The following is a 15,716-nucleotide window of genomic DNA, read 5'->3' on the forward strand; positions in this document are numbered from 1 at the left end:
CGGACGCGGGACGGGCCTCCCGGCTTGTATCGTTGACGACCGTGACCACCGAGCAGCACGCCGAGGACCCGAACGCCTACGACTTCCGTCGTATCCAGGAGAAGTGGCAGCCCCGCTGGGAAGAGCTCGGGCTCTTCACCACCGACCTCGACGACACCCGTCCGCGCAAGTACATCCTCGAGATGTTCCCGTACCCGTCCGGCGACCTCCACATGGGGCACGCCGAGAACTGGGCGCTCGGTGACTTCGTCGCGCGCTACTGGCGCCAGCAGGGCTTCAACGTCCTGCACCCCATCGGCTGGGACTCGTTCGGCCTGCCCGCCGAGAACGCCGCGATCAAGCGCGGGGTGGACCCGAAGGACTGGACCTACGCGAACATCGCGCAGCAGAAGGCGTCCTTCAAGCGCTACGCGCCGTCGTTCGACTGGAGCACCGAGATCCACACCTCGGACCCCGAGTACTACAAGTGGAACCAGTGGTTGTTCCTCAAGATGTACGAGAAGGGGCTGGCGTACCGCAAGGACAGCTGGGTCAACTGGGACCCGGTGGACCAGACCGTGCTCGCGAACGAGCAGGTCCTGCCGGACGGCACCTCGGACCGCTCCGGCGCCGTCGTCGTCAAGAAGAAGCTCACGCAGTGGTACTTCAAGATCACGGAGTACGCCGACCGCCTGCTCGACGACCTCAACCAGCTCGAGGGCCGCTGGCCCGCCAAGGTCATCGCGCAGCAGCGGAACTGGATCGGTCGATCGGTCGGTGCCGACGTCGACTTCGTCATCGAGGGCCGGGACGAGCCCGTCACGGTCTTCACGACGCGACCCGACACGATCCACGGCGTGACGTTCCTGGTCGTGGCGCCGGACTCCGACCTGGCGGCTGAGCTCGTCTCGTCTGCTCCGGACGACGTCCGGGCTGCGTTCGATTCGTACCTGGTCGCCACCCAGAAGACCTCGGAGATCGACCGGCAGAACGCCGACCGGCCGAAGACCGGTGTGCCGCTCGGCCGCTTCGCGATCCACCCGCTCACGGGTGAGCGCCTGCCGATCTGGGCCGCCGACTACGTGCTCGCCGACTACGGGCACGGCGCGGTCATGGCCGTGCCGGCGCACGACCAGCGCGACCTCGACTTCGCGCGGGCCTTCGACCTGCCGGTGAAGGTCGTCGTCGACACCAACGCCGCCGTCACCGGTGCGATCCCGGTGATCACCGAGGACACCGAGCTGCCCGACCGCAACCCCGCCACGACGGGCGAGGCCCTGACAGGGCAGGGCCGGATGATCAACTCCGGGCCGCTCGACGGCATGTCGAAGCAGCACGCGATCACCGCCGCGATCTCGCTGCTCGAGGAGCGCGGGACCGGCCGCGCCGCCAAGACCTACCGCCTGCGCGACTGGCTCATCTCGCGCCAGCGTTTCTGGGGCACGCCGATCCCGATCATCCACGGTGCCGACGGCAGCGAGCACCCCGTCCCGCTCGACCAGCTGCCGGTGCGACTGCCCGACACCGAGGGGCTCGACCTCAAGCCGAAGGGCACCTCGCCGCTCGGCGGCGCGACCGACTGGGTCAACGTGCCGAACCCGGTCGACGGCACGCCGGCGCTCCGTGACACCGACACGATGGACACCTTCGTCGACTCGTCGTGGTACTTCCTGCGCTTCTTGGCGGCGAACGACGACACGCAGGCGTTCGACCCCGCGATCGCCCGCAAGTGGGCGCCGGTCGACCAGTACATCGGCGGGATCGAGCACGCGATCCTGCACCTGCTGTACGCACGCTTCGTCACCAAGGTGCTGTTCGACCTCGGCTACCTCGACTTCACCGAGCCGTTCTCGGCGCTGCTCAACCAGGGCATGGTGCTGTCCGGCGGCTCGAAGATGTCGAAGTCCAAGGGCGGCGTCTCGCTCGGGGACGAGCTCGACGCGAACGGCGTCGACGCGATCCGTCTGGTGATGGGCTTCGCCGGGCCGCCGGAGGACGACATCAACTGGGAGGACGTCTCCCCGTCCGCCTCGGCGCGCTTCCTGGCTCGCGCCTACCGCCTGGCGACCGACGTCACGTCGACTCCCGACGTCGTCTGGGCCGAGGGTGACCGCGCCCTGCGCCAGGTGACGCACCGGTTCCTGGCCGATGCGCCCGGCCTGATGGAGTCGTTCAAGTTCAACGTCGTGATCGCGCGGCTCATGGACCTGGTGAACGTGACCCGCAAGGCGATCGACAGCGGCCCCGGTGCCGCCGACCCTGCCGTGCGCGAAGCCGTCGAGACCGTCACGCTCGGCCTCGCCGTGTTCGCGCCGTACACCGGCGAGGAGATGTGGGAGCAGCTCGGGTACGAGGCCACCGTCGCGCTGCATGGCTGGCGGAAGGCCGACCCGACGCTGCTCGTGCAGGAGACCCTGACGGCCGTCGTGCAGGTCAACGGCAAGGTGCGCGACTCGTTCGAGGTGTCGAAGTCGATCGAGCCGTCGGAGCTCGAGGCGCTCGCGCGGGCCTCCGCGAACGTGCAGCGGTACATCGGTGACCGCGAGATCGTGAAGGTCATCGTGCGGGCGCCGAAGCTCGTGAACATCGCGATCAAGGGGTAGTCGGAGCGCGTCGCTGGCGGCCCACAGGGTGGGCGTGTTGCTGTCCACAGGGCGGACGGCCGGCATGCCTGTCCACAGACCAGCACTCCGGAGCCCGGCCGATCGGCCGGGCTCCGTAGCGTTCGGGGCATGTCGTCGCCCTCGTCGCCCTCGTCGCCCTCGTCGCCGGAGCCCCGGTCACCGCACGGCGCGCCGTCGTCGGGACGCATGCCGTGGTCCCGTCTGGCGCTGTCGCCGCGGGCCGCGGTGGTGCTGGCCGGGGTCGTCGTGACGGTCGCGCTCGTGGTGGTCCTGGTCGGGTCGCTGTCGGGGCGCGGTGGCGCCGGTGCGGGCGGGGTCGTGGTCAACGGGGCTCCGACCGTGTCGCCGACCGCCGCTCCGCCGGACGCCGGTGCGTCGGCCGCAGGGCCGGCAGCCGGTGGGGGGACGCTCACCACGGGGACGGCGCGTGTCGTGGTGCACGTGCTCGGGGCGGTCGAGCGCGACGGTGTGGTGCGCCTGGCGCCGTCGAGCCGGGTCACCGACGCGATCGAGCGAGCCGGCGGGGCGACGGCGGACGCCGACCTTGCCCGGTTGAACCTGGCCCGGGTGCTGACCGACGGGGAGCGGTTGTACGTGCCGCGGGTGGGCGAGGGCGAGGTCCCGTCGGCGCTCGATCCGGTGGACGGTGGCGCGGCCGCAGCGACCGGGGGCGGCGGGAGCGCGGACGACGGCGCGGGTGCGGGGGGAGCCGGCGGTGCCGCCGTCGTCGACCTGAACCGTGCCGACCAGGCGGCGCTCGAGACCCTGCCCGGCATCGGTCCGGGGTTGGCCGGCCGGATCCTGGCCTGGCGCGATGAACACGGTCGGTTCACCGCGGTCGAGGACCTGCTCGACGTCAGCGGCATCGGCGACGTCCGGTTCGCCGAGCTCCGCGATCGTGTGCGGGTGTGAGCGGTGCCGGTCACGAAGCCCGTACCCGTACAGCTGCGGCCGAGCGCGGCGGACCTGCGGGTGGCGGCGCCCGTCGCGACGGCCTGGATCGCCACGGCCGTGCTCGTCGGGGGACCGGGAGCGGCTCCCGTCGTCGCTGCCGTGGCCGCCGTGCTGGCCGGAGGGAGCGCGCTCGTGGCCGGCCGTCGTCGGCGGATGGCATCGGCCTGCGCCGGCCCCGTGCTCCTCGCAGCAGGGCTGACCGCGCTGCTGGCGGTCTCGGTCACCGTGGGGGAGACCCGCCGTGCACCGGAGCCGCTCCGGGCTCTCGCCTCCGGCTCGGGTGCCGTCCCGTTCGACGCGGTCCTGTCGCGCGACCTGGGCCCGGGTGACCGATCCGTGGTCGCGACGCTCGAGCGCGCCGACACCCTGGGCGCGCTCCGGGCACCGGTCCGGCTCGTGCCGGCGGGTGACGACCACGACAGGGTGCTGGCCGCTGGCACGCGGGTGACCGGTACCGGGACCCTCGAACCCGACGCCCCAGGAGCCGCGACCGCGTTCGTGCTCTTCGTCCGGGGTGCGCCGACCACTGAGCCTCTCGGCGGACTGCTCGGAGCGACCGACGCCGCTCGCCAGGCCTTCGTCCGCGCGACGGCCGGTCTGCCCGAGCCGGGGGCCGCGCTCCTGCGCGGCCTGGCGATCGGTGACCGCTCCGGACTCGACCCGGAGACCGAGGCGGCCATGGAGACGTCGGCGCTGACCCACCTGACCGCGGTGTCCGGGTCGAACTGCGCCGTGGTGGTCGGCCTGGTGGTGGTGGTCGGGCGGCTCTGCGGTGCTCCCCGTGGCATCCGGGCGGCGTCGGCCGTCGCCGTCCTGCTCGCCTTCGTGGTGCTCGTCCGGCCCGACCCGTCGATCGTCCGGGCCACGGTGATGGCGGTCGTCGTGCTGGTCGTGCACCTGTCCGGCCGCCCCGTGCGCGGTGTGCCGCTCGTCGCACTGGCCGCGATCGGCATGCTCGTGGTGGACCCCTGGTTCGCGCGATCGTTCGGGTTCGCGCTGTCCGTGCTCGCCACGTCCGGCATCGTGGTGCTCGGACCACCGCTCACAACGCTGTTCGCCCGACGGCTGTGGACCCCGATCGCCGTGTCACTGGCGGTGCCGGTGGCGGCGCAGGTCGCGTGCTGGCCCGTGACGATCCCGCTGTCGGCGACGCTGCCGACCTACGCGGTGCCGGCGAACCTGCTGGCCGAGCCCCTGGCGCCGATCGTCACCGTCGTCGGCCTCGGTGCGTGTCTGCTCGCACCGGTCTGGCCGTGGGGCGGGTCGGTGCTCGCAGCCGTCGCCTGGGTGCCCGCATCGGCGGTCGGTGGCATCGCCCACGGTGCCGCAGGACTGCCGTACGCGTCGGCTCCGTGGCCGGGCGGCACGGTCGGCGTGGGCGGCGCGGTGCTCGTCAGCGCGTGCCTCGCGGTCGCCGTGCTGAGCACACCGACGGTCAGGAACCGCCTGCTGCTCGTCGCGGGCGTGGTCGTCGTGGTCGGTGTCGCCGCCGTCGCGGTCCCGGTGCTGGTCGTGCGCGGCACCGTTCCGCGGGACTGGGCGGTCGCTGCGTGCGACGTCGGACAGGGGGACGCCGTGCTGGTCCGCGGCGGCGCCCGCACGGCGTTGATCGACACCGGGGACGACCCGGAGCGCCTGCGCGCCTGCCTCGAGCTGCTGCGGATCAGCCGGATCGACCTGCTCGTCCTCACGCACTTCGACCGCGACCACGTCGGTGCGGTGGACGAGGTCGCGGGCATGGTCGACACGGCACTGGTCGGACCCGTCGGTCGCGCATCGGACACCCGCGTCGTGCGGGACCTGCAGCGCGGTGGCGTCGACGTCCGGCGGGCCGACGACCGGGTGTCCGGTGTGCTCGGGCCGATCAGCTGGCGCGTCGTGTGGCCGCGTGCGGGCGACCCGGACGCCGGCAACGACGCCGGCATCGTGCTCGTGACCGAACCACCGCCGGGCGACGGCTGCTCCACGTGCCTGTCCGGGGTGTTCCTCGGCGACCTGGGCGAGACCGCGCAGCGTCGACTCCGTTCCGGTGGCGGGCTGCCCGCCGGCCCGCTCGACGTCGTGAAGGTCTCGCACCACGGTTCGGCGGACCAGGACCCACTGCTGTACCGACAGCTCGCGGCCCGTGTCGGACTCGTCGGCGTCGGCGCGGACAACACGTACGGCCACCCGACACGTTCGGCGCTGTCGATGCTCGCGTCGGCGGGGACCGCAGCGTACCGGACCGACGAACTCGGCACCGTCGCGGTCGGTCGGACGGGCGCGGACGACCTGCGGGTGTGGACGGAGCGCACGCCGTCGGCGGCCGCCCGTAGGATCGTCGGAGCACTCGTCGCACCGGCACCGTCCGGGGCGGCACCACCGGAAGGACCGCATGCCCGCCAAGAAGCCCGCGCGCGCCGCAGCGAAGATCGACCAGGTGCCCTGGTCGGGGATCCGACCGGCTCCCGTCGTGCTCGTGACCGGACCCGAGGCGTTCCTGGCGGACCGGGCCAGCAGCGTGCTCAAGGACCTGCTCGTGGGCGAGGACCCGGCGCTCGAGGTGCACGACCTCGAAGCCGACCAGTACGCCCCCGGCCTGCTCGCGACGCTCGCGAGCCCGTCGCTGTTCGGCGAGCCGCGACTGGTGCGGGTCACCAACGTCGAGAAGTGCACCGACGCCTTCATCACCGAGACCATCTCGTACCTGCAGGCTCCAGCCGACGACGTCACCCTGGTGCTCCGGCACGGTGGCGGTGTACGCGGCAAGAAGCTCCTCGACACGATCCGCAGCGGGGTCGGTGGTGGCGTCGAGGTCCTGTGCGACGAACTCAAGCGCGAGACCGACCGCATCGACTTCGTGAACGCCGAGTTCCGCGCCGCCCGACGCAAGATCGCGCCCTCGGCGGTCCGCACCCTCGTGGTGGCCTTCGCCGACGACCTGGCTGAACTCGCCGCCGCGTGCCGGCAGCTCCTGGCGGACGAGGCGCAGGAGATCACCGACAAGGTCGTCGACAAGTACTACGGCGGTCGCGTCGAGACGAACGCGTTCAAGGTGGCCGACATCGCCCTGGCCGGACGCTCCGCCCCGGCGATCGTCGAGCTGCGGCACGCACTGGCCACCGGCGAAGCGCCCGTGCCGATCGTCGCCGCGTTCGCGAGCAAGATCCGCACGATGGCGAAGGTCAGCGCGTTCCGCGGGCCGAGCGGTCAGGCGGCGTCGGCGCTCGGCATGGCGCCGTGGCAGGTGCAGCGCGCGCAGCGTGACGTCGCCGGGTGGTCCGAAGCCGGTCTCGCGAACGCGATCACGAGCATCGCCGAGGCGGACACCGCGGTGAAGGGCGGCTCGCGCGACGCGCACTACGCGCTCGAGGTCATGGTCCGCACCATCGCCCGACGCGGCGAGGCGCGCTGAGGCGACCCGCGCCTCCCGGTCGTCGCGCGTTCGCACCCGCGCACTTGGTGAGCAGCAATGGTCGAGTGCGGACTCGCCACCCGACCATTTCTGCTCACGATGTGGGCGGACCCGCCGCACACGACGCCCCGCCGCACACGACGCCCCGCCGCACACGACGCCCCGCCGCACACGACGCCCCCCGCACACGACGAAGGCCCCGCACCGAACGGTGCGGGGCCTTCGTGCAGCACTCAGGAGATCAGAGCGATGCAACCTTCTTCGCGATGGCCGACTTGCGGTTCGCGGCCTGGTTGCGGTGGATGACGCCCTTGCTCACGGCCTTGTCGAGCTTCTTCGACGCGGTGGCCAGGGCGGCAACGGCCTTGTCCTTGTCGCCAGCGGCAACGGCCTCGTTGGTGTGACGGATGAACGTCTTGAGCTCCGACTTGTAGGCCTTGTTGCGCTCGGTGGCCTTGAGGTTGGTCTTGATGCGCTTGATCTGCGACTTGATGTTCGCCATGTGTAGCTCCTGCTTCGTCTCGTACGGGTGGGCGCGACCGCGGGGTAGAGGGGCCCTCGGTCGCATCGCGTTCCACCCGTGGGCGGGGAACGCGCAAGCCAGCCACCAACATTACCAGGCGAACGGCCCGCCACCAAAGCACGAAACACCGCCGGATCGGCGTGATCTCGCGGCAACATGCACCGGATACGGTGACGGACATGCCATCCCTCGCACCTCGGATCGACACCGTGCCCGCCTCCGGCATCCGGAGGGTCTTCGAGCAGGCAGCGCTGCTGCAGTCCGCCGGGACCGCGGTCACGATGCTCGTGATCGGCGAACCGGACGTCCCGGTGGCACCGCACATCGGCGACGCCGCCCGTCGCGCCTGGACCGAGGACCGCACCGACTACACGCCGAACGGCGGCATCGCACCCCTGCGCGAGGCGGTCCGCGACAAGCTCCGCCGCGAGAACCGCATCGAGGCGGACCTCGAACAGATCTGGATGACGATCGGCGCGACCCAGGCGCTGTTCCAGGCGATGACGCTGACACTGAGCCCCGGCGACGAGGTCCTGGTGCCGGACCCGGGCTACACGACCTTCACGATGAACGCGCACATCCTCGGGGCCACGCCGGTGCCGTACCGGCTCGAGCCGCAGCACGGGTTCGAACCCGACCTCGAGGCGCTCGAGGCGAGCATCACCGAGCGGACCCGCGTGCTCGTGGTGAACTCCCCGTCGAACCCGCTCGGCGCGGTGTTCGGCGAGGACACCCTCCGTGCGCTCCTGGCCGTCGCGAAGCGCCACGACCTGTGGGTCATCAGCGACGAGGTCTACGAGTACTTCACCTACGGCACCCGCCATGTCAGCCTGGCCGCGCTCGACGAGGACGACCGGGTCTTCTCCGCGTTCTCGCTCAGCAAGACGTACGCCATGACGGGTGTCCGTGTCGGGTACCTCGTCACCCCGAAGGGCCTCGGGCCGACGATGCGCACGACACAGGAGGCGATGATCAGCTGCGTCGCCGAACCGGACCAGTACGCGGCACTGGCGGCGATCGTGGGGGACCACTCCGCGGTGCGCGACGCCCGGGAGCACTACCGCGCGAACCTCGAGGTCGCGAAGGAGGTGCTGGACGCCGCCGGCATCCGGTACCTCGACCCGCGTGGCGCGTTCTACCTGTGGATCGACGTGTCGCACGCCTCGGACGGCGACGTCGCGGCGTGGGCGCTCGGCCTCCTGCAGCGCGAGGCCGTCGCGGTCGCGCCGGGCAGCGCCTTCGGCCGCTCCGGCGAGGGCTGGATCCGCGTGTGCCTGGCCGCCACCCCCGACGACCTGCGGCGCGGCCTGGGCGCGCTGCCCGCACCGGCGCACGCCTCCGTCTGACGGCGGCGACCGTCCGGACCGGGGCGGGTGACGCCCGGGAGGCGCGCCCCGCGTTCCGCATCGCACGTCGCCCAGTCGCGCCGTGCCTCCAGAGCCGGTGAAGCATGGGAGACTGGGCCGACCGTCCGACCCACCTGAGGAACCGTGAGCCCACAAGCATCCGCTCCGCTCGAGCCCGCCGCGACCCCGGCCGGCGCGATCCGCAACTTCTGCATCATCGCGCACATCGACCACGGCAAGTCCACGCTGGCCGACCGCATGCTGCAGATGACCGGCGTCGTCGAGGAGCGCGCGATGCGCGCGCAGTACCTCGACCGCATGGACATCGAGCGCGAGCGCGGCATCACGATCAAGTCGCAGGCCGTGCGCATGCCGTGGGAACTCGACGGTGAGACCTTCGCGCTCAACATGATCGACACCCCCGGACACGTCGACTTCTCGTACGAGGTCTCCCGTTCCCTGGCGGCGTGCGAGGGCGCGATCCTGCTCGTCGACGCCGCCCAGGGCATCGAGGCGCAGACGCTGGCCAACCTGTACCTGGCGCTCGAGAACGACCTCGAGATCATCCCGGTGCTCAACAAGATCGACCTGCCGGCAGCGGAACCCGAGAAGTACGCGGCCGAGCTCGCGCAGCTCATCGGCGGCAAGCCGGAGGACGTCCTGCGCGTCTCCGGCAAGACCGGTGTCGGCGTGCCCGAACTCCTCGACCTGGTGGTCCGGCGTGTGCCGGCCCCCGTCGGCGACGTCGAGGCCGCGCCCCGCGCGATGATCTTCGACTCGGTCTACGACAGCTACCGCGGCGTCGTGACGTACATCCGGATGATCGACGGCTCCATCAAGCCGCGCGAGAAGGTCCAGATGATGTCGACGAAGTCGACGCACGAGATCCTCGAGATCGGGGTGTCGAGCCCCGAGCCGATCCCGACGAAGGGGCTCTCCGTCGGCGAGGTCGGGTACCTCATCACCGGCGTCAAGGACGTCCGCCAGTCCAAGGTCGGCGACACGGTCACGAGCGCGCAGAAGCCCGCGACCGACGCCCTGCCCGGGTACACGGACCCGAAGCCGATGGTGTTCTCGGGCCTGTACCCGATCGACGGGTCGGACTACCCGGACCTGCGTGACGCGCTCGACAAGCTCAAGCTGTCCGACGCGGCCCTGGTGTACGAACCCGAGACGTCGGTGGCGCTCGGCTTCGGCTTCCGCTGCGGGTTCCTCGGCCTGCTCCACCTCGAGATCATCACCGAGCGCCTGTCGCGCGAGTTCGGCCTCGACCTCATCACGACCGCGCCCAGCGTGATCTACGAGGTCACGAACGAGGACAACTCCGTGACCGAGGTCACGAACCCGTCCGAGTTCCCCGGCGGCCGCATCGTCGAGGTCCGCGAACCCATGGTCCGCGCAGCGATCCTCGCCCCGAAGGACTACGTCGGCGCGATCATGGAGCTGTGCCAGTCGCGCCGCGGCTCCCTGCTCGGCATGGAGTACCTCGGCGAGGACCGCGTCGAGATCCGCTACGAGATGCCCCTCGGTGAGATCGTGTTCGACTTCTTCGACCAGCTGAAGAGCAAGACGCAGGGCTACGCCTCGCTCGACTACGAGCCCATCGGCGACCAGGCGGCCGACCTCGTCAAGGTCGACATCCTGCTGCAGGGCGACCAGGTCGACGCGTTCAGCGCGATCGTGCACCGCGACAAGGCGTACGCCTACGGCACCCTGATGACCGAGCGGCTGCGCAAGCTCATCCCGCGCCAGCAGTTCGAGGTGCCGATCCAGGCCGCCATCGGTGCCCGCATCATCGCCCGCGAGAGCATCCGTGCGATGCGCAAGGACGTCCTGGCGAAGTGCTACGGCGGTGACATCACCCGCAAGCGCAAGCTCCTCGAGAAGCAGAAGGAGGGCAAGAAGCGCATGAAGACCATCGGCCGGGTCGAGGTCCCGCAGGAGGCCTTCATCGCTGCGCTGTCCGGCGACGTCGAGGAAAAGAAGAAGTAGCGCCGAGGAGAAGAAGGAGCGACGGGTCAGCGGGCCCGTGCGGCCCGCGCCCGCAGCACGGCCAGGCAGAGGGCCGGGAGGCTCGCAGCGGCCAGTCCCGCCAGTGCGGTCCGCAGGATGACCAGCCCGGCAGCCGCACCGAAGTCGGTCTGCTGGGTCGCGGCGGCGCCGGACACCACGGCCCCGAGGGCCAGGACGACCGTCACGGCGCCGAGCCACTGCGGCACCCGCGTGGCCCGGTGCCGCCGTACCGCGGACACGAGGGTGGCCCCGAACAGCAGGACCCCCGCTCCGGCGCAGCACGCACCGACCGCCGCGATCGCGTTCGCGGTGTCGAAGGCGTCCCACTGTGCCTGTGGCACCGCGACGTAGCGTGCGGACGAGCCGATGCCGGCGGTCGTCGCGTCGACCAGGACACGCGCGAGCGCGGCGGCGCCGAAGGCGACGAGCGTGAACGCGGCGAGGGTCGCGGTCCGACGGTCGACGGACCGCCAGGGCGCGGGGGTGGAGCGGGGCACGCTGCAACGATAGGGGCGTGGCGGCCGCGGGTCGGGCCTCCAGTTCGGGGTGCACGTGAACCGGACGACCACTCGGTTCGATCCGACGGGGCAGGCCCAAGTAGGCTGGCGGCATGAGCATCCGCGGGAGCTACCGGACCGCCCTGACCTACGGCGCGGTGGGGGCGACCCAGGCGTCGGACCTCATGACGTACCCGCCCGAGGGGTTCACCCCCAGTGAGTCGCGTGCGCGGATCGGGCACGGCGACCAGCGGTTCGAGACCGCGGTGACGCAGGCCCTGACGTGGCAGATCCAGGAGCGCAGCGGGATCCGCGTGCGTGTCGAGGAACAGCCCGACGACGACGAGGTGCGGTACAACCCGGTGACCTTCGACGACGACGGCGTCCCGATCGCGCCGGCCTCGATCGGCACGCCCCGGGTCGAGAAGTTCGCGCCCGACGGCACTCCGCTGGTGACCGCGGGCACCTCGGCGACCCTCACGATGCACGCCTTCGGCCGGACCGTGCAGGCGCCCGTCCGGGTCGTGTCGATCATCGACGAGCACGACCGCAAGGGCTTCGCGTACGGCACGCTCGAGGGGCACCCGCTGTCCGGCGAGGAATCGTTCGTCGTCGAACGCACGCCCGACGGCTCCGTGTGGCTGCAGATCCGGCAGTTCTCGCAGCCGTCGAGCCGGAAGTGGCAGTTCGTCGCGCCGCTGCTGCGTCGGCAGCAGAAGGTGATGGCGGAGCAGTACCTGGCGGCGCTGCGGGGCGACTAGCGGCGCGTTCGCGGGCGCGGGCGCGGGCGCGGGCGTGCGTGTGCGCGCCTGGGCGTGTGCGTGCACGTTCGTACGCGAGCCCGTTAGCGCGCGTGTGCGCGTGGTCAGCGCAACGGCGGCAGCGCCGCGATGGCGTCCTCGATCAGGCCGGCGTCGACCCGGCAGTCCCGCGCGACCGTGACCGCGTTCGTCGCTCGTAGCGCCTCGACGTCGAACACCCCGGTGGCGACCGCCAAGAAGGGGATGCCGGCGGCGTCCGCGGCCTCGCCGTCACGCGGGGTGTCGCCGACGATCACGGCCCGGGTGCCGGCGAGTTCCGCCGCCGCACGGGTGGTGACGTCGGCTCGCTCGACCTCGGTGTCGCCGAAGTAGGAGTGGTCCCAGTCGAACAGGCCCTCGTCGAAGCCGGCACCGGCCAGCTTGACGCGGGCTCGGTACTCCGAGTTGCCGGTGAGCAGGCCGTTCCGCCACCCGAGCTCCGCGAACCGGGTGAGCAGCGCGGTGGCGCCGGGGACGGGTGAGCGGTGGTCGCCCGAGGCGTGCCGCTCGGCGGTGAGGTCGCGCAGGTGGCCGCTCACCGTCGGGATGATGGTGTCGTCGAACGCGTGGGCACGGACGTGCTCGGCGATGAGCCCGGCGTCCGTCCGACCGTGCTGGTGTCCGACGCGCAGGGCGAGGTCGCGGCCGACCGCCCGCTCGAGCGCGAGGTGGTAGAGGTTGCCCGGGGACGACGCGTTCATCACGAGGGTGCCGTCGATGTCCCACAGGACCGTGGTGGGGACGGGATGGTGCTCCATGACTCCCATCATGACGGAGAATGGAGCCCATGCCGAGTGCTCTCCCGATCGCCGATCCAGCCCCCGCGGACGGCCTGATCACGCCGTGGGCGGCGGCGGGGTCCGACGGTGCTCCCGCTGCCGGCGACGTCCCCTTCGGCGTGTACGTGCACGTGCCGTTCTGCCGCGTGCGCTGCGGCTACTGCGACTTCAACACCTACACGGCGTCCGAGCTCCGCGGCGTCCGTCGCGACGACTACGCCGGGCACGCCGTGCGGGAGATCGAGTGGGCCGCGACCGTGCTCGACCGCTCCGGCGTGCCGCGTCGGCCGGTGTCGACGGTCTTCTTCGGCGGCGGGACCCCGACCATGTTGCCGGCGTCCGACCTGGCGATGATCCTGCGGGCCATCGACGACACGTGGGGGATCCTGCCCGGCGCCGAGGTCACGACCGAGGCGAACCCGGACTCGGTCGACGCGTCGTCGTTGCAGACCCTGCGCGAGGGCGGCTTCAACCGGATCAGCTACGGCATGCAGTCCGCGGTGCCGCACGTGCTCGCGACGCTCGACCGCACCCACGACCCACTGCGCGTGCCCGTCGTCGTCGACCTCGCGAAGCAGCAGGGCCTCGACGTCTCGCTCGACCTCATCTACTCGACGCCGGGGGAGTCCCTCGCCGACTGGCGGACCTCGCTCGACGCCGCGATCGCCTGCGAGCCCGACCACGTGTCGGCGTACTCGCTCATCGTCGAGGACGGCACCGCGATGGGCCGCATGGTCGCCCGCGGCGAGCTCCCCGCCCCCGACGACGACCTGGCCGCCGACATGTACGAGCTCGCCGACCAGGTGCTCGGCGACGCCGGGTACTCCTGGTACGAGGTGTCGAACTGGGCACGCGGCGACACGCACGCGAGTCGCCACAACCTGTCGTACTGGAGGGGCCATGACTGGTGGGGTGTCGGCCCCGGCGCCCACTCCGCCGTCGCCGGCACCCGGTGGTGGAACGTGAAGCACCCGGCCGCGTACGCGAACCGGGTGCTGGCCGGCGAGTCGCCGGCCGCCGGGCGCGAGGTCATCGACGACGAGACCCGGTACGTCGAGCGGCTGCTCCTCGCCGCCCGCGTCCGCGGGGAGCTCGCGACGAGCGAGATCCGCCAGGAGGCCCGTGGCCGGGTCGCGGGACTCATCGCACGGGGTCTCGTGGACGGGTCGGCCGCGGTGCGGGGACGGATCGACCTGACCCTGCAGGGTCGCCTGCTCGCCGACGCGGTGGTGCGGGAGCTGCTCGACTGACCGGCGGCCGCCGGTCGCCTGCTGGCCCTACTGCTTGATGAACTCGATCGACAGCGGGTAGCGGTAGAACTGGCCCTGGTTCGCGGCGACGGCCGCCATGATGCCGAAGACGATCGTCAGCACGGCCACGATCGGGAACAGCACCAGGCCGATGACCACGACGCTCAGGACGCCGCACGCGACGTACGCGATCGCGACGGTGATGTGGAAGTTCAGGGCGACCCGGGTGTGCTCGCGGATGAAGCCGCCGCGGTCGCGGAGCACCAGGTACGCCACGAGCGGGGCGACGAAGTTGAAGAAGATCCCGCCGATGTGCGTGAGCGTTGCCCAGAGGCGCTGGTCCTCCGGGCTCATCGGCTGCGGCGGGGTGTACCCGCTCGGGTACTGGGGCCCGTTCGGGTTCTGCGGGCCACCGGGCTGCTGTCCGTAGGTCATGCCGGAAGCGTATCGGGGGTGCAGTCACGCGGGCGTAGGATCAGCAGTCGACACGTCCGAGTGCCAGATCGACCAGGAAGGAGCGCTCGTGGTCAGTGAACGCAGCCTCGAGGTCCTGAAGGCGATCGTGCGCGACTACGTGGCGTCCCGCGAACCGGTCGGCTCGAAGACGATCGTCGAGCGGCACGCCTTCGGTGTCAGTGCCGCCACGATCCGCAACGACATGGCCCTGCTCGAGGACGAGCAGCTCATCGTCGCCCCGCACACCTCGTCCGGTCGCGTGCCGACCGACAAGGGCTACCGCCTCTTCGTCGACCACCTGGCCGCGGCCCGGCCGCTGACGAGCGCCCAGCGGCACGCCATCGAGACCTTCCTCGGCGCACCGAACGACCTCGACGAGGTCCTCGGCCGCACCGTGCGCCTGCTCAGCCAGCTCACGAACCAGGTCGCCCTGGTGCAGTACCCGTCGATGGTGCGCGCCCGGGTGCAGCACGTCGAACTCGTGCGACTCGGCGACGCCCGGCTGATGGTGGTGCTCATCACCGACACCGCCCGGGTCGAGCAGCGCGTCGTCGAGACCGACGTCGCGCTCGACGAGCCGCTGCTGACCGAACTCCGCACCGTGCTGAACGGTGCGGCCGTGGGGCTCCTGCTGCAGGACGTGCCCACCGCGCTCCGTGCGGTGCCGCAACAGCTCCGCCCCGAGGCCCAGACGCTCGGCGGGGTCGTCGTGGCGACCCTCATCGAGCAGGTCGCGGCGAACCGACAGGACCGCCTGCTGATGGCCGGCGCCGCGAACCTGGCGAAGAGCGAGCAGGACTTCTCCGGCGGCCTCTTCCCGGTGCTCGAAGCGATCGAGGAACAAGTCACCCTGCTCCGCTTGTTCGGGGAGATGCAGGTGGACGACATCGCGGTGGCGGCCAGCATCGGCGTCGAGAACGCCGAGTACGGGCTCGACGCCACGAGCATCGTCGCCGGCGGGTACCTCGCCGGTGGCGGCGAGGTGGCACGCCTGGGCGTCCTCGGACCGACCCGGATGGACTACGGCACGAACATGGCGGCCGTCCGGGCCGTCGCACGGTACCTGTCCAAGCTCCTGGGCGAACACTGATCGACTGCAAC

12 protein-coding genes and 1 pseudogene are annotated in these 15,716 nt (G+C 71.6%); 9 read left to right on the plus strand and 4 right to left on the minus strand.

Translation table 11 applies throughout. The features are described from left to right. The first annotated feature begins 41 nt into the window (after positions 1-41). From leuS to holA, 4 genes and pseudogenes are all read left to right on the plus strand, one after another. The gene (gene leuS, locus ACXKZB_RS08570; RefSeq protein WP_488825696.1) at positions 42-2,582 is read left to right on the plus strand and encodes a leucine--tRNA ligase; all 2,541 of its coding nucleotides are present in this window, start codon (positions 42-44) and stop codon (positions 2,580-2,582) included. A 129-nt stretch (positions 2,583-2,711) separates the two neighbouring features. After that, the gene (locus ACXKZB_RS08575; RefSeq protein ID WP_488825697.1) at positions 2,712-3,515 is read left to right on the plus strand and encodes a helix-hairpin-helix domain-containing protein; all 804 of its coding nucleotides are present in this window, start codon (positions 2,712-2,714) and stop codon (positions 3,513-3,515) included. Between the two features lie 195 nt (positions 3,516-3,710). Next, positions 3,711-5,636, plus strand: a pseudogene (locus tag ACXKZB_RS08580) (ComEC/Rec2 family competence protein); the annotation flags it as partial. A 295-nt stretch (positions 5,637-5,931) separates the two neighbouring features. Continuing rightward, the gene (gene holA, locus ACXKZB_RS08585) at positions 5,932-6,951 is read left to right on the plus strand and encodes a DNA polymerase III subunit delta (RefSeq protein ID WP_123312911.1); all 1,020 of its coding nucleotides are present in this window, start codon (positions 5,932-5,934) and stop codon (positions 6,949-6,951) included. A gap of 241 nt (positions 6,952-7,192) precedes the next feature. Here the strand turns inward: holA and rpsT are convergent, their stop codons facing one another. Then, positions 7,193-7,453, minus strand: a complete 261-nt coding sequence (gene rpsT / locus ACXKZB_RS08590; RefSeq protein ID WP_123312910.1) for a 30S ribosomal protein S20 — start codon at positions 7,451-7,453, stop codon at positions 7,193-7,195. Between the two features lie 200 nt (positions 7,454-7,653). Here rpsT and ACXKZB_RS08595 point away from each other — a divergent pair, with 200 nt between their 5' ends. Together ACXKZB_RS08595 and lepA are read left to right on the plus strand one after the other, a co-directional pair. Next, positions 7,654-8,820: a pyridoxal phosphate-dependent aminotransferase gene (locus tag ACXKZB_RS08595; RefSeq protein WP_488825699.1), complete on the plus strand. Its 1,167-nt coding sequence runs from the start codon at positions 7,654-7,656 to the stop codon at positions 8,818-8,820. Positions 8,821-8,964: 144 nt separating this feature from the next. Beyond that, positions 8,965-10,812, plus strand: a complete 1,848-nt coding sequence (gene lepA, locus ACXKZB_RS08600; protein WP_111085750.1) for a translation elongation factor 4 — start codon at positions 8,965-8,967, stop codon at positions 10,810-10,812. Positions 10,813-10,838: 26 nt separating this feature from the next. On the opposite strand, the gene ACXKZB_RS08605 is transcribed toward lepA, so the two are convergent. Next, positions 10,839-11,330, minus strand: a complete 492-nt coding sequence (locus tag ACXKZB_RS08605; protein ID WP_488825701.1) for a hypothetical protein — start codon at positions 11,328-11,330, stop codon at positions 10,839-10,841. Between the two features lie 113 nt (positions 11,331-11,443). Between ACXKZB_RS08605 and ACXKZB_RS08610 the strand changes: the two genes are divergently transcribed. After that, positions 11,444-12,091, plus strand: coding sequence for a DUF1990 domain-containing protein (locus ACXKZB_RS08610; RefSeq protein WP_123312906.1), 648 nt, complete (start codon positions 11,444-11,446; stop codon positions 12,089-12,091). 104 nt (positions 12,092-12,195) lie between these two features. On the opposite strand, the gene ACXKZB_RS08615 is transcribed toward ACXKZB_RS08610, so the two are convergent. Further along, complete coding sequence (locus ACXKZB_RS08615; protein ID WP_488825702.1) at positions 12,196-12,888, minus strand: HAD family hydrolase; 693 nt, start codon at positions 12,886-12,888, stop codon at positions 12,196-12,198. Between the two features lie 29 nt (positions 12,889-12,917). Here ACXKZB_RS08615 and hemW point away from each other — a divergent pair, with 29 nt between their 5' ends. Then, entirely contained in the window at positions 12,918-14,159 is a 1,242-nt protein-coding gene (gene hemW, locus ACXKZB_RS08620) for a radical SAM family heme chaperone HemW (protein ID WP_488825703.1), read from the plus strand. Between the two features lie 27 nt (positions 14,160-14,186). Here hemW and ACXKZB_RS08625 read toward each other — a convergent pair whose 3' ends face one another. Beyond that, positions 14,187-14,594, minus strand: a complete 408-nt coding sequence (locus tag ACXKZB_RS08625; protein WP_488825705.1) for a DUF4870 domain-containing protein — start codon at positions 14,592-14,594, stop codon at positions 14,187-14,189. 88 nt (positions 14,595-14,682) lie between these two features. Here ACXKZB_RS08625 and hrcA point away from each other — a divergent pair, with 88 nt between their 5' ends. Beyond that, positions 14,683-15,705 (plus strand): heat-inducible transcriptional repressor HrcA, encoded by a 1,023-nt coding sequence (gene hrcA, locus ACXKZB_RS08630; RefSeq protein WP_123312903.1) that lies wholly within the window; start codon positions 14,683-14,685, stop codon positions 15,703-15,705. Positions 15,706-15,716 lie beyond the last annotated feature (11 nt).

Source organism: Curtobacterium sp. ABR8, assembly GCF_057812125.1.

Coding starts and splice junctions, on each gene's coding strand:
- ACXKZB_RS08575 (WP_488825697.1), top strand. CDS start 2,712: ATGTCGTCGCCCTCGTCGCCCTCGTCGCCCTCGTCGCCGGAGCCCCGG.
- holA (WP_123312911.1), top strand. CDS start 5,932: ATGCCCGCCAAGAAGCCCGCGCGCGCCGCAGCGAAGATCGACCAGGTG.
- rpsT (WP_123312910.1), bottom strand. CDS start 7,453: ATGGCGAACATCAAGTCGCAGATCAAGCGCATCAAGACCAACCTCAAG.
- ACXKZB_RS08595 (WP_488825699.1), top strand. CDS start 7,654: ATGCCATCCCTCGCACCTCGGATCGACACCGTGCCCGCCTCCGGCATC.
- ACXKZB_RS08610 (WP_123312906.1), top strand. CDS start 11,444: ATGAGCATCCGCGGGAGCTACCGGACCGCCCTGACCTACGGCGCGGTG.
- ACXKZB_RS08615 (WP_488825702.1), bottom strand. CDS start 12,888: ATGGAGCACCATCCCGTCCCCACCACGGTCCTGTGGGACATCGACGGC.
- hemW (WP_488825703.1), top strand. CDS start 12,918: ATGCCGAGTGCTCTCCCGATCGCCGATCCAGCCCCCGCGGACGGCCTG.
- ACXKZB_RS08625 (WP_488825705.1), bottom strand. CDS start 14,594: ATGACCTACGGACAGCAGCCCGGTGGCCCGCAGAACCCGAACGGGCCC.